At 56.4% G+C, this 13404-nt stretch carries 11 protein-coding genes; 1 reads left to right on the top strand and 10 read right to left on the bottom strand.

The window, feature by feature from the left end:
• The 7 genes from nqrF to Q0Z93_RS07205 all read right to left on the bottom strand — a co-directional run.
• Positions 1-943: NADH:ubiquinone reductase (Na(+)-transporting) subunit F (gene nqrF / locus Q0Z93_RS07235; protein WP_298064226.1), on the bottom strand; the 943-nt coding region annotated here is incomplete at its 3' end.
• 18 nt (positions 944-961) lie between these two features.
• Positions 962-1579: an NADH:ubiquinone reductase (Na(+)-transporting) subunit E gene (gene nqrE, locus Q0Z93_RS07230; protein WP_298064225.1), complete on the bottom strand. Its 618-nt coding sequence runs from the start codon at positions 1577-1579 to the stop codon at positions 962-964.
• Between the two features lie 29 nt (positions 1580-1608).
• Positions 1609-2256: an NADH:ubiquinone reductase (Na(+)-transporting) subunit D gene (locus tag Q0Z93_RS07225; protein ID WP_298064224.1), complete on the bottom strand. Its 648-nt coding sequence runs from the start codon at positions 2254-2256 to the stop codon at positions 1609-1611.
• Complete coding sequence (gene nqrC, locus Q0Z93_RS07220; protein WP_298064222.1) at positions 2256-3110, bottom strand: NADH:ubiquinone reductase (Na(+)-transporting) subunit C; 855 nt, start codon at positions 3108-3110, stop codon at positions 2256-2258. The genes Q0Z93_RS07225 and nqrC overlap by 1 nt, the downstream gene beginning before the upstream one ends.
• A 13-nt stretch (positions 3111-3123) precedes the next feature.
• Positions 3124-4326 (bottom strand): NADH:ubiquinone reductase (Na(+)-transporting) subunit B, encoded by a 1203-nt coding sequence (locus Q0Z93_RS07215; protein ID WP_298064221.1) that lies wholly within the window; start codon positions 4324-4326, stop codon positions 3124-3126.
• Positions 4327-4338: 12 nt separating this feature from the next.
• Positions 4339-5727: a Na(+)-translocating NADH-quinone reductase subunit A gene (locus Q0Z93_RS07210; protein WP_298064220.1), complete on the bottom strand. Its 1389-nt coding sequence runs from the start codon at positions 5725-5727 to the stop codon at positions 4339-4341.
• Positions 5728-5775: 48 nt separating this feature from the next.
• Entirely contained in the window at positions 5776-7014 is a 1239-nt protein-coding gene (locus tag Q0Z93_RS07205) for an AIR synthase related protein (protein ID WP_298064219.1), read from the bottom strand.
• Positions 7015-7189: 175 nt separating this feature from the next.
• Between Q0Z93_RS07205 and Q0Z93_RS07200 the strand changes: the two genes are divergently transcribed.
• Positions 7190-8737, top strand: a complete 1548-nt coding sequence (locus tag Q0Z93_RS07200) for a hypothetical protein (RefSeq protein ID WP_298064217.1) — start codon at positions 7190-7192, stop codon at positions 8735-8737.
• A gap of 412 nt (positions 8738-9149) precedes the next feature.
• On the opposite strand, the gene Q0Z93_RS07195 is transcribed toward Q0Z93_RS07200, so the two are convergent.
• The 3 genes from Q0Z93_RS07195 to Q0Z93_RS07185 form a co-directional block, all read right to left on the bottom strand.
• On the bottom strand, positions 9150-9527 hold the full coding sequence (locus tag Q0Z93_RS07195) for a hypothetical protein (RefSeq protein WP_298064215.1): 378 nt from the start codon (positions 9525-9527) through the stop codon (positions 9150-9152).
• Positions 9528-9832: 305 nt separating this feature from the next.
• Positions 9833-12355 (bottom strand): phenylalanine--tRNA ligase subunit beta, encoded by a 2523-nt coding sequence (gene pheT / locus Q0Z93_RS07190; protein WP_298064214.1) that lies wholly within the window; start codon positions 12353-12355, stop codon positions 9833-9835.
• A gap of 371 nt (positions 12356-12726) precedes the next feature.
• The coding region (locus Q0Z93_RS07185; RefSeq protein WP_298064212.1) for a hypothetical protein at positions 12727-13404 on the bottom strand (678 nt) is incomplete at its 5' end.

Below are 13404 nucleotides of genomic sequence, written 5' to 3'. Positions count from 1 at the left end.
TGATGTGGCTGCGCATCGGCGCCATACCTGCCCCCCCGCCGATGAAAATCAGCTCTTGGGTGTCCGGCAGGTTGTCCGGCAGGAAGAACTCTCCGTAAGGCCCCGAGATCGTCACTTTGTCGCCCGGTTTTCGGCTGAAGATGTATGACGAGCAGATTCCCGGATTGACTTTCATAAATCCTCCCGTCGCCTTGTCGAACGGCGGGGTGGCGATCCGGATGTTCAGCATGATGATGTTCCCTTCCGCCGGGTGGTTCGCCATCGAGTAAGCCCGGAAGGTCGGTTCCGGATTCTTCGTGGTCAAATCCCACATCTTGAATTTGTCCCAGTCCGGCCGGAATTTCTCATCGACTTCCATATCCGAGAATTTGATCTCGTCGTATTTCGGCACGTCGATCTGGATATATCCTCCGCTCCGGAAGTTGAGCTGTTCGCCTTCCGGCAGCTTGACGACGAATTCCTTGAGGAATGTGGAGATATTCCGGTTGGAAACCACTTCGCACTCCCATTTCTTGACCCCCAGCACTGCTTCCGGCACTTTGATCTTCAGGTCGTTCTTGACTTTGACCTGACACCCTAACCGCCAATGATTCTGTTGTTGTTTGCGGCTGAAGAAGTTGACTTCTGTCGGCAGTATTTCCCCTCCGCCGTCCAGAACCTGGCATTTGCACATCCCGCACGAGCCGCCGCCTCCGCAAGCGGACGGCAGGTAGATCCCCTGTTCGGCCAGTGTGGACAGAAGCGATCCTCCGGTTTCTGCGGTGATCTCTTTTTCGCCGTTGATCGTGATGGTGACGTTGCCCGACGGTGTCAGTTTCTTCTTGGCGAAGAGAAGAACGGCCACCAAGATCAGCGTGAGCGCCGCGAATGCGACGATGGCCGCGACGAGCGTCGGTGTGAGCGTGCTGCTCGCGACGGCTGCTGAAATGATTGTTGCTATCATCGTATCTGTCTGTATGCTTTAGAGTTGGATGCCGAGGAAGATCATGAATGCGATCCCCATCAGGCCGGTAATAATAAACGTAATCCCCACCCCTTTGAGCGGCTTGGGTATGTTGGAGTAGGTCAGTTTTTCGCGAATGGCGGCCATCCCGATAATCGCCAGCCACCAGCCGATTCCCGAACCGAATGCGAATGCCGTGGCTTCGCCGATATTGGCATAAGCGCGCTCCTGCATAAAGAGCGATCCCCCCATAATGGCGCAGTTCACGGCGATCAGCGGCAGGAAAATCCCCAACGAGCTGTATAGTCCCGGTGCGAATTTTTCCACGACCATCTCCACCAGCTGCACGATCGAGGCGATCACGGCGATGAAGATGATGAAGCTCAGGAAACTGAGGTCTACTCCGGACATGGACGGGGAGATCCAGCTCAGCGCCCCCGGTTCCAGTACGAATTTATTGAGCAGGTAGTTGACCGGTACGGTCACGGTCATCACGAAGATCACCGCCAGCCCCAATCCCATCGCAGTCTTGACGGTCTTCGACACGGCGATGTAGGAGCACATCCCGAAAAAGAAGGCGAAGACCATGTTGTCGATAAAGATCGACTTGACAAATATGTTCAGTATGTTTTCCATAATTGATCTCTACTTGTAGATGAGACGGGCTATTTCTCCTGCAGTTCCTTGTTGCGGCTGCGGTGTATCCAGATGATGATGCCCACGATGATCAAGGCCATCGGAGGCAGGATCATCAGGCCGTTGTTGGCGTAGCCGTGGTCGTACAACGATTGCGGGATCACCTGGTAGCCCCACAAGGTTCCCGACCCCAGGAGTTCGCGGAAGAAGGCCACGATCAGCAGGATCAGACCGTATCCCAGACCGTTCCCGATCCCGTCCAAGAACGAGGGCCAGGGCCGGTTCCCCATCGCAAACGCTTCGAGCCGCCCCATGATGATGCAGTTCGTGATAATGAGGCCGACGTAAACCGAAAGCTGTTTGCTGATGTCGTAAACGAATGCTTTGAGCACCTGGTCGACCAGGATCACCAGCGCTGCCACCACCACTAACTGCACGATGATCCGGATCCGCGACGGAATCCCTTTACGCATCAGCGAGATGAGCAGGTTCGAGAATGCGGTCACCACGGTCACCGACAGCGCCATGACGAATGCCGGTTTCATCTTGGCCGTGACGGCCAGCGCGGAGCAAATCCCTAAGACTTGCACCAAAATGGGGTTGTTGCGTCCCAACGGCCCCATCAGGGTGCCCATGTTTTTGGCCGAGAAGAGCGGCTCTTTTTCTTTGGTACTCATTATTTGGATCCTCCTTCCGTCGTTTGTGCGGTTGCTATGCTGTCCGCCGGTGCTGCGGTCGTGTCGGCTACTGGTGCGGCCGGCAGGGTTTCGGCCGCTGCCTGCGATTGCATTTTTTCAAAGAATGGCACGTAGTCGCCCAGGCAAGTGCCGAGCATCGCCTTGACTCCGTTCGAGGTCAGGGTGCCTCCCGAGACGGCATCCACCGCGTAGGGATTGCCTGCCGACGATCCTTTGCCTTTGAGCAGGTCGATGGAGACGAACCGGCCTTCTTTGTCGAAGATTTGTTTGCCGATAAATTGGTTTTCAAAAGATGTGGTGGCGATTTCCGCTCCCAGGCCCGGTGTTTCGCTCTTGTGGTCGAACACGGCCCCGACGATTGTATTGCAGTCTTCGTTCAGGGCGATGTATCCCCACACCGGCCCCCAGAGACCCTTGCCGGTCACCGGAACCACGTATTCGGTCTTCACGCCGCCGGTTTTGCCCGCAGCGTCCGGCACCGAGGCGACGAATACCGGCATCGCTGTCCGTGCCGCGAAAACTTCCGGCAGGTTGTTCAGCGATTCGAGCACTTTTTCGGTCGGTGCATCCGCGGCGGTTCCGGTGGAATCCACGAAAAACGCTTCGGTGATGTATTTTCCGAATTCTTCTTCGATGTATTTATTCTTGTCCGAGACTGTGCCGGCCTGACTGCCTTCGCCGATCGTGCTGAGGATGGCGCCCATCTTTTCTGTTTTGACGTTGGCCTGCTGCATCGGTTGCAGCTTGATGGCGGCAAAGGAGAGCACCGCGGCGACGACTATCACCAGGACGGTCGCGTAGGTGACTATATAGGTATTGCTTTGCTTGTTCATTGTCTGTAATGTGTTATGCGTTGGCTTTGGCCCGTTTCAGACGGCGTTTGACGTTGCCCTGCACCACGTAGTAGTCGATCAGCGGGGCCATGGCGTTCATGAACAGGATGGCGAGCATCATGCCTTCCGGATAGCCCGGGTTCAGCACGCGGGTCATCACGCAGAACACCCCGATCAAGAACCCATAGATGTATTTTCCACGATTGGTTTGTGCGGCGGTCACCGGATCGGTGGCCATGAATACGGTGCCGAATGCAAACCCGCCGATGATCAGGTGGTACCATGCCGGTATGTCCATCAATATATTGGCTCCGATCAGGTTGAACAGGCCGCCCATGGCCAAGCCCCCTGCCACGCAGGATACCATGATCCGCCAGGAGCCTACCCCCGTCCAAATCAGGATGAATGCCCCGATCAGAATCGCCAATGTGGAAGTTTCCCCGATCGATCCTGGAATGAAGCCGTAGAACCAGTCGATCGGCGTGGTGCTCATACTCCAGTCGATGGACTGGGCGCCGCTGGACATGGCCGCCGCAGCATCTCCCAGCGGTGTCGCGCCGGAATAGCCGTCCACGAGTTGCATCCCCGAGGCCGATGCGTTTTTCAGCCCCGCAACCCATACTTCGTTCCCGGAGATAGCGGTCGGATAGGCGAAGAAGATGAATGCCCGCGCCAACAAGGCCGGATTGAAAATATTCATCCCGGTTCCGCCGAACATTTCCTTGCCGACGATCACCGCAAAGGCCGTCGCCACCGCCACGATCCACAACGGGCAGTCCACCGGCATGATCATCGGTATCAACAAGCCGCTGACCAAAAAGCCTTCATTGACTTCTTCGTGTCTGATCTCGGCGAAGAGGAATTCGATCCCCAAGCCCACCACATAAGCCACCACAATAATCGGCAGCACTTTGAGGAATCCGAACCAGAAGTTTTGCATCACGGTGGTGTCGGTCAGTCCCAGCGCGACGTTGTTGTGCTGATACCCGACGTTGAACATCCCGAAGAGCAATGCCGGCAGCAATGCGACAATCACTACCGTCATCGTCCGCTTGAGGTCCATCGCGTCCCGGATATGCGCGCCGCATTTCGTAACGGTATTCGGCACGTACAAGAACGATTCGAACGCTTCGAAAGTAGAGGCGAATTTGCCGTACTTTCCGCCCTTCTCAAAATTGGGCTTTATCTTGTTCAGATAGTTTCTCAGTCCTTTCATAGTCCGCGTGCGTTAGTTGAGTTCTTTGATCATCTGTTCGATCCCGCGCCCCAAGATGGCCTGCCATTCGTTTTTCGACGGGTCGATAAATTCGCACAAGGCCACATCTTCCTCGATCACTTCGTAAATGCCGAGGTTTTCCATCTTGTCTATGTCTCCGGCCAGGATCGCCTTGATGAGGTAGAGCGGATAGATGTTCATCGGCATCACTTTGTCGTAAATCCCGGTCTGCACGAATGCCCGCGGCCCTCCGTTCATATTGGTGTCGAGGTTGTACTTTTTCTTCGGGAACAGCCACGAGAAGTAGCTGTGCGATACCGAGAATTTATTGAACCGCGGCATGGCCCATCCTAAAAGTTCGTATTTGTTTCCTTCCGGAATGACGGTGATCTGGTTGTGGTAGAAGCCGAGATACCCTTCGACTTCATCGAGCGGAACTTTGATCCCGGTCAGCGGATTGCCGCTGATAATCCGCACGTCGTGTCCGTCGGTTTTAGCATCCGTTTCAGGGGTCGTCCGCAGGTTCCCGTCGGTGATCGACGAAATCAGTGCCCCGCTAATTACCTTGAAATAGTGCGGCTTAACAACCTCCGACCCCGTCAAGGCGACGATTTTGCTCATATCGACGGTGCCGGTGAGGAACAGCCGCCCGATCATGGCCACGTGCTGCAGTTCCACTGTCCAGACGATGTCGCCTTTGGCGATCGGATCGATCTGGGAGATTTGCACGCCGACATTCCCTGCCGGATGCGGCCCTTCGATATGGTGCACTTCGGCCTGTTTGATCCTGCTCAGTACGCCTGCCGTCGTATCGGTACCGACGGTCAGGTGTACTTTCCCGTCGGTCAGTTTTTTGAGCGCTTCCAGTCCGGCGATGATATGTTCGCCTTGATCTTGCACCAGAAAGTTCAGGTCTGGGGCCAGCGGAGCGGTGTCCAGACCCGAGACGAAAATGGCTTTCGGTGTCGTGTCGCTTTGGGCGATGATCCCGAAAGGCCGCTGGATGAGCATCGGCCAGAAACCGGCCCGCAGCAAAGTGTCTTTCACTCGTTCGCGGGTAAGCTCCTGTATCGGGCATACGTCAAAGTGCTCACTCTGATTTTCTCCGTCGGGTGTCACGACGACACTCAGGATTTTGCGCTTTTCGCCGCGGTTGATCGCGCCGACCGCACCGCTGACCGGCGAGGTGAAGAGCACCTCCGGATGCTCTTTCGAGAAAAAGAGCGGACTGCCGGCTTTGACCTTGTCACCAACCTTGACGAGCAGTTTGGGGGTCACACCGCGGTAGTGGTCCGGCACCAGCGCGTAGCTGGCGGCGGCCGGACATTTGGTGAGCACCCTTTCGGCAGCGCCGATCAGGTTAATGTCGAGACCTTTGCGTAGTTTGATTACTTTCGACATATCGGTTATTGAGTTGTTGTTTTGGAATCTCTGTCTGCGGCTCTCTGCCTATCGGGTATAGCGGTAGGTGCGTCCGTCGGCGCCCGTCACGTCTAACTGCGCCGGCGCGCCGGTGTCCCCCAGCGCCTCGACCCGTCCCACGATCTGCGCTTTGACGCCCAGCGAGTCGGCGATATGGATCATATCCGCCGCTGCACCGGTGTCCGGCACGTACAGTTCCATCCGGTGCCCCATGTTGAACACTTTGTACATCTCCTCCCACGGCGTCCCGGACTGTTCCTGAATGATCTCGAACAGCGGGGGCACCGGCAGCAGGTTGTCTTTTATGATATGCAGCCCGTTGTTGGCGAAATGCAGAATCTTGGTCTGCGCCCCGCCCGTGCAGTGGATCATGCCGCAGATATGTTTCCGCCCCACTTCGTTCAGGATGCTCGTAATGACCGGGGCATAAGTCCGTGTCGGCGACAGCACCAAGCGCCCCATGTCCATCTCTTTCGGCAGACCATCCGCTGCGTTTCCCGCACCGAGATACTTGGCCGGCACCGGATCGGTCAGGTCGAATGAGCCGGTATAGACCAGGTCGGCCGGAATCCCGCCGTCGTAGGATTCCGGGTAACGTTCCGCCATGTGCCGGCCGAACACGTCGTGCCGGGCGGATGTCAGCCCGTTGCTTCCCATCCCTCCGTTGTAAGAGGTCTCGTATTTCGCCTGCCCGTACGAAGCCAGCCCGACGATCACGCATCCCGGGGCAATCCGATCGTTCGTAATCACTTCGTTGCGCTGCATCCGAGCCGTCACCGTCGAGTCCACGATTATGGTCCGCACCAAATCCCCCACATCCGCCGTCTCCCCGCCCGTGGATCGGATATTCACCCCGTAGTCCCGCATGGTTTGCAGGAATTCTTCGGTGCCGTTGATGATCGCTGAGATCACTTCGCCCGGAATCAGGCGTTTGTTGCGCCCGATGGTGGACGAGAGAATGATGTTGTCGGTGGCTCCGATGCAGAGCAGGTCGTCGGTGTTCATCACCACGGCGTCCTGTGCCACGCCTTTCCACACGTCGAGGTCGCCGGTTTCGCGCCAATACATGTAGGCCAGCGACGATTTGGTGCCGGCCCCGTCGGCGTGCATGACCAGGCAGTGCTGCTCGCTGCCGGTGAACCAGTCCGGGATCACTTTGCAGAAAGCCTTGTCGAACAGGCCTTTGTCGATGTTTTTGATCGCTTGGTGGACGTCTTCTTTGCCGGATGAAACTCCGCGGCCCGCGTAACGTGAATGGTCTGCCATTGGGTATGCCGTTTTTGACGAGCGCAAAGTTATTCATTTTTTTTGTTTTACATGTGAATAAGTTAACAGTTCTTCGTCGTTTTATCGGTTGCTGTATTTCAATTCGGTGCGCGGGGGGAAGTGTGGCCGGAAAAGGATATATTTGCATAGTTAACAGACCAGGAGATTTCGGGGTATGGGTACAAACAGGCAGGAAGCGGTTTTCGAGCTGGTGCGCGGCATGAGCAAGGCGGAGAAGCGGAATTTCAAGCTCTATGCTGCGCGCAGTGCGGCGAATCAGGATGCGAAGTTCATCGCTCTGTTCGATGCGTTGGACGGGATGGAGGAGTATGATGAGGCCCGGGTGCTCAAAAAATCGGGGATCAAGAAGGAGCAGCTGCCTAATATGAAGGCGTATCTCTATCGGCAGATCTTGGTCAGCGTGCGGCTGCTCAATGTGCAGCATATCGGGGTGATGGAGATCCGCCAGATGATCGATTTCGCCCGCATTCTGTACGATAAAAGCATGTTCCGGCAGGCGCTCCAGATGCTGGGCAGGGCGAAGGAGATGGCGCTGGAGTACCAGAATTTCACGCTGGCATTGGAGATCGTGGAGTTCGAGAAACGGGTCGAGTCGCTGCACATGAATCGCAGCGCTACGGACCGGGCGGGGGAGTTGAGCGACCAGGCGGAGTCTTTGGCGAAGCGGATCGCCAATATCAACGGGTTGTCGAACCTTTCGGTGCAGCTTTACAGCTTGAATCTCCAGCTGGGCTATGTCCGCAGCGAGAAGGATCGCAAACTGGTGACCGATTTCTTTAAAATCCGGTTGGACGGGTACGATGACCGGGGGATGAGTTTCCACGAGCGGCTCTATCTCTACGAGGCCCGGATGTGGTACAGTTATATCCGGCATGATTTCGTGATGTGCTACCGTTATGCTCTTCGGTGGGTGGGGTTGTTCGACGAGAAACCGGATCTGATTTCGGCTTATTACGATCATTATGTGCGGGCGGTGTCGCGTCTGCTGGACGTGCTTTTCATGACGCGCCGACACGACCGGATGGTGCAGGTGGTGGAGAAATTCGAGCGCGAGTTGCCGAAGATCAGCCCGATGACCGATAATCTGGTCATTGTTTCGACGTTGTGTCTGTTGCAGGCCAAGATCAATGTTCATTTCTTGGAGGGGAGTTTTGCCGAGGGGGTGGAGCTGGTGTCGCAGGTGGACGAGTTCCTGAAAAAGTATGGCCGCAGTGTGGACGAGCATTACCGGATGCTGCTTTCTTACAAGATTGCCTGCATGTATTTCGGCAACGGGGAGTATAAGAAGTGCATGGGGTATTTGCATACGATCATTTCGATTCCCAATCCGCAGTTCCGGCGCGATTTGCAGGTCTTTTCCCGAATCCTCCACCTGATCGCGTCTTACGAGGCGGGTGAGGATTATTCGCTGGAGTACCAGATCAAAAATGTCTATGCTTTCGTGGTGAAGGTCAATGATATGCATTCGGTGCAGCACGAAATCATCACTTTCCTCAAGCGGATCCCGCATACGTATGCTTCGGATTTCAAAGGTGAGTTGATCCGGCTGTATGAACATCTGAAGCCGTTCGAGAGCCATCCGTATGAGCGGCGGCCGTTTTTTTACCTGGATATTATTTCGTGGCTGGAGAGCAAGATCAAGAATATTCCGATCGCGGAGATTATCCAGCGGAAGTATCGGAATGAGCGGCGGGGAAAGTAATTCGGGGGCTTAACTGTTTCTCGGATGCTGCTGGGCGGGGCTGGAGTGTTTTCGGTCTCGAAACGGCAGAGGGTCTGGCAGGGGGTAATGACACTTCGGCGTGGCGCGGCCTGCCTGTCCCGAGGGCGGTTGCATATTTTAGGGTAATTATGGCCTGGTTCGGGTGCCGAATTGCGCCAGCGCGCGAGTGCTGGAGTAGGAAATCGTAGGTACTTTTGCCGCTCATGCCGCGAAGCACTTAGTTTTTAAGAAAACCTTTCTTTGCAACCCTCATGCCGGGCGAGCACTTTCTTTCTTGGGTGACCAAGAAAGAAAGCAAAGAAGTCACCGGGAATCGGTTTCGCCTTATCGAAGCCCGCGCACCCGCACGGGCTTCTCAAGTCAAAACGCGACATTCCCGGGTCTGCCGTGTCTACCCCGCTTGTTGCGCACGCGAAAGCCTTTCCGGAAACGTCGTGTTTTGCCTTGAGAAAGCCGGGCTGAACGAGCGGCTTTCGACAAGGCGAAACCGGCTGGAGGCACTTTGGCTTCGCCTTCCTTCTGGCGCCTCGGCCATTCGAGCAAGCTCGATGGCACTTGGCTGCTGCGCCGGTTCTTTGTCTACTTTCTTTGGTGGCAAAGAAAGTAGAAGCCCCGCCGGTTTGAGGCGGCTAAGGAAAAAGTGCCTGCCCGGCATGAGGGCTGTAAAAAAGTTTCTTATAAAGAACAAACGCCTCGCCGGATAGAAACGATTACCGAAAAACAGCCCGCCGGCCCGAAGCGACAAAAAACGTACTAAAAAGTTTTGCATGTTCGGCCTGCGCGCTCCGGGGGTGGGTCGAAGGCCCAGCGCGCAAGGCCGGCGTTCCTCTCGGAACGCACTATTACTGTAACTACCTTAGCTTCTCCCCCAAAAAGCTCGATGCAAGAGGACTGCGGAGCCTAAGATGTCAAGTAATTACAGCTCGGCACCCGAATCGGGAACTTGTTCTGTCTTAGGGGGTGGGCACGAGGCCAAATAAACAGAGCTTTTTATCGTACGAAAAAAAGCAGGAACCCGTTCACGGATTCCTGCAAATACACAATTACAGCCGACCAGCCGACAACAAAAAGCACCTACGCCCTCACCTGAGCCCCCGTCGCCCGCGTCAGCGCCGCCGCAATATTTCCCATAATCCGATCGATCTCCGTATCCGTCAAAGTCTTGGTCGTATCCTCGATCACAAAATTCAGCGCATACGACTTCTTGCCCTCCGGCAGCTTGTCCCCCTCGTAAACATCGAACAAGCCCACCGACTTCAGCAGTTTACGTTCCGCCTTGCCCGCCGCCTCACGCAGCTGCGAGAACGTCACCCCCTTGTCCACCAACAGCGCCAGATCGCGTTTCACTTCCGGATACTTCGGCAACTCCGCCGCCTTCACCCGAACAGTCTCCACCACTTTCTGAAGCTGAGCCACATTCATCTCCATATAGTAGACCGGCTGTCTCAAGTCGAACATCGTCCGAGCCAACTTATTGGAAACGATCCCCATCTCGAACAGCTTCTTGCCCCGGATCATATAAGCCACCGCTTCCGAATAGAGGTCGCTCGCCAAAGTATCATAATACCCCTCGTAAATATTGACCCCCAGCCGCTGCAACAGCTGTTCCGTCAGGTATTTGACCGTAAAGAAATCCGACATCTGCGGTTTCGGCCGGTTCCAGTTCGGCTGCCGCTCCTGCCCCGTCACCGTGACCGCCAGCCGGTATTCCTCACGATACGGCCAGAGCGTACCCTTCTCACCTTCCGGAAGCGAAGCCGCCTTTTGCGGATCGAAGAAATAGCAATTCCCGAACTCGAACAGCCGCAAATCCCCGTTCCGCCGGTTCACATTCAGCGCCACCGCCTCCAACGCGTTGAACAGCAGCGTCTGCCGCATCACGTTGAGCTCGTTGCTCAGCGGATTCAGGATCCGCACGCAATTCTCCGCCGGATAAGAAGAGGTCAGCCCCTCGTAGTAAGCCGCCCGGGTCAGCGAATTGCTCATAATCTCGACACAGCCCTGTCCCACCAGCAGGTTCGCCGCCGCCTCGATCATCCGGCCCGCCGTCTTCTGGTTCCCATACGTGATGACATTCTTGATATAGTGCGGATTAGGCACCCGGTTGAACCCGTAGATGCGCAGGATTTCCTCCGCTACATCCGCCTCGCGCTGCACGTCCACCCGATACGCCGGCACCGCAATATCCAGCAACACATCCCCGCTGTGATCCTCCGCCACCGTTTCTCGCCGGATTTCGATTTCCAGCCCGACAAGAATAGCCTTGGCCATATCGGTCGGAATCTCCGCCCCGATCAGCCGGTTGATGCGCCCCAGATTCACCTGAAACTCAAACGGCCCGATCGGTTTCGGATAAATATCCACCACCTCCGAAGCCACGATCCCGCCGGCCAATTCCCCGATCAGCAAAGCCGCCCGCCGCAAGGCATAAGCCGCCATATCCGGATCCGCCCCCCGTTCGTACCGGAACGAAGCATCGGTGCTCAGCCCGTGTCTCCGCGCGCTCTTGCGCACCGTCACCGGATCGAAATAGGCCGCCTCGATAAAAATATCCGTCGTCGTGTCCTGCACCCCGCTCTCCATCCCGCCGAACACTCCCGCCAAGCACATCGGCCGCCGTTCGTCGCAGATCATCAAATCCTCACCCGACAACGTGCGTTCCACGCCGTCGAGGGTCGTGAACGGTTCCCCCTCCGTTGCCCGCCGCACCACGATCTTATGCCCTCCGATCTTCGCCACGTCGAACGCATGCAGCGGCTGCCCGCACTCGTACATCACGAAATTGGTCACATCCACCGCATTATTTTTCGGGTTCATCCCGATGGCCCGCAGCCGCTGTTGCAGCCACTCCGGACTGGGGCCGATCTTCACCCCTTTCATCGTCACCCCCATGTACCTCGGCGCCCCTTCCGGATCCTCGACGGTTACCGAAACCGGCAAAGCCGTCGGGTCGTCCACCCGGAACCCCGACACGTCGGGCAACGCGGCTTTCACGATATGCCCCCCGCCATTCGCGGTCAGGTACGCGGCCAAATCGCGCGCCACCCCGTAGTGCGAAGCTGCGTCGATCCGGTTCGGGGTCAGCCCGACTTCAAACGCATAATCGTCCTGCAACTGATAAACTTCCGCGGCCGGTGTCCCTGCCGGCACTGCCGAATCGAGTACGATAATCCCGTCATGGGAGGTCCCTACGCCGATCTCGTCTTCTGCACACAGCATCCCGAACGATTCGACGCCGCGTATTTTCGATTTCTTGATTTTGAATCCTTCTTCTTCGCCTGTGGGATAAAGTGTCGTACCGATCTGCGCCAAAATGACTTTCTGCCCTGCCGCCACATTGGGCGCGCCGCATACCACTTGCAACGGCTCTGTGTCCGCGCCGGTCGAAACGGTGGTGATATGCAGATGATCGGAATCGGGATGATCTGTGCAACTCAATACTTCGCCTACGACTAATCCTTGCAATCCGCCGCGTATGCTCTCGACTTTTTCGATCCCTTCGATCTCTAACCCTGAGGCGGTCAGGATCGCTGCGGCTTGCTCTGCTGTCAGATCGGTCTGAATATAATCTTTTAACCAGTTGTACGAAATTTTCATCTTAACAATCCTATTAATTTATCCGTTCGTTTCATTTCTACCCTATGTTCGAGGGAACTGTTCTCTTTGTGAACAAAGAGAACCAGAAAAACTTTTTGAGATGCTTGCGCATCTCTTGAGCCTGCCGGGTACCCTTGTCTTTGATTTGTCGGGGTGCGGGGAATCGGGCCGATATGATGAGGCTCGTACCTAATCGGCCCGATTCCCGCGCCCCGAACCAAACTCAATGCAAGAGGACTGCGGAGCGTAAGGAGTAGCGCAGCTATCTGAAAGTTTCTTTGGTTCTTTCTTTCCAAAGAAAGAACAGTCACTCACAGTAGGGTAGTGATTAAACGAACGGTCAAAATTTAAGAGGTGTAAAGGTATGAAAATTATTTCAAACGATTACGTAAGAGTTCCAGCATCGCCTCATTGGCAGGCGAGTGCAGCGAAGATTGCACACGCGTAGCGATTTTCAGCGCCCCCTCTTTCGCCTCCCGCGAGCCCCGAGCCGCCACGACATCCAGCGACACGGCCAGCGGCAAATGGTACGCCTCCGGCACCATATCCAGCAGCAGGCCCAGACGGGCCACGAACAAAGAGAGATCCTCCCCCTCCCGCAACACCGCCACGTCCGCCATCGACCGCAACGCCAACGCCGGCGGCAAGCCCAGGTTTTCAGCCGTGCTCACCATCCCCTCCGCCACATCCGCATCATACGGCATGTTTCCCACCGTATACGGCAGCATCGACTGCAACAACGCCTCCGCCAGCACCGCGTCCACCTTCTCCCGTCCCATCTCCCGCCGGAACAGATCGGCATGCGAGACCAGATACTCGAACGCCGGCGATCCGAAACGCGTCACCACACTATTCTCGAACATCGGCCAGACCACATTATTGGCCACCTCCTGCGGCAGCCGGCCGGCCAGAAACCGGGTCACCGCCGCGTCCGTCGCTTCCGGATCCGACTGCTCAGCCGCCGCATACACCTGCCGAAGCCGCCACGTGCCCGCCCCCTGCACCGCCATCAGGATCGTCCGGAGCCGCTGCCCGAAATCTTCCGCATC

Source organism: uncultured Rikenella sp. (assembly GCF_947628055.1).
In the GTDB taxonomy this organism is placed as follows: domain Bacteria; phylum Bacteroidota; class Bacteroidia; order Bacteroidales; family Rikenellaceae; genus Rikenella.
The sequence above is the reverse complement of the archived record's forward strand: the minus strand, read 5'-3'. Positions and strand labels throughout refer to the sequence as shown.

Excerpts from the sequence above, each read along its gene's own strand:
- pheT (WP_298064214.1), bottom strand. The coding sequence starts at position 12,355 with ATGAAAATTTCGTACAACTGGTTAAAAGATTATATTCAGACCGATCTG.
- nqrE (WP_298064225.1), bottom strand. The coding sequence starts at position 1,579 with ATGGAAAACATACTGAACATATTTGTCAAGTCGATCTTTATCGACAAC.
- Q0Z93_RS07195 (WP_298064215.1), bottom strand. The coding sequence starts at position 9,527 with ATGCAAAACTTTTTAGTACGTTTTTTGTCGCTTCGGGCCGGCGGGCTG.
- nqrC (WP_298064222.1), bottom strand. The coding sequence starts at position 3,110 with ATGAACAAGCAAAGCAATACCTATATAGTCACCTACGCGACCGTCCTG.
- Q0Z93_RS07200 (WP_298064217.1), top strand. The coding sequence starts at position 7,190 with ATGGGTACAAACAGGCAGGAAGCGGTTTTCGAGCTGGTGCGCGGCATG.
- Q0Z93_RS07215 (WP_298064221.1), bottom strand. The coding sequence starts at position 4,326 with ATGAAAGGACTGAGAAACTATCTGAACAAGATAAAGCCCAATTTTGAG.
- Q0Z93_RS07225 (WP_298064224.1), bottom strand. The coding sequence starts at position 2,256 with ATGAGTACCAAAGAAAAAGAGCCGCTCTTCTCGGCCAAAAACATGGGC.
- Q0Z93_RS07210 (WP_298064220.1), bottom strand. The coding sequence starts at position 5,727 with ATGTCGAAAGTAATCAAACTACGCAAAGGTCTCGACATTAACCTGATC.
- Q0Z93_RS07205 (WP_298064219.1), bottom strand. The coding sequence starts at position 7,014 with ATGGCAGACCATTCACGTTACGCGGGCCGCGGAGTTTCATCCGGCAAA.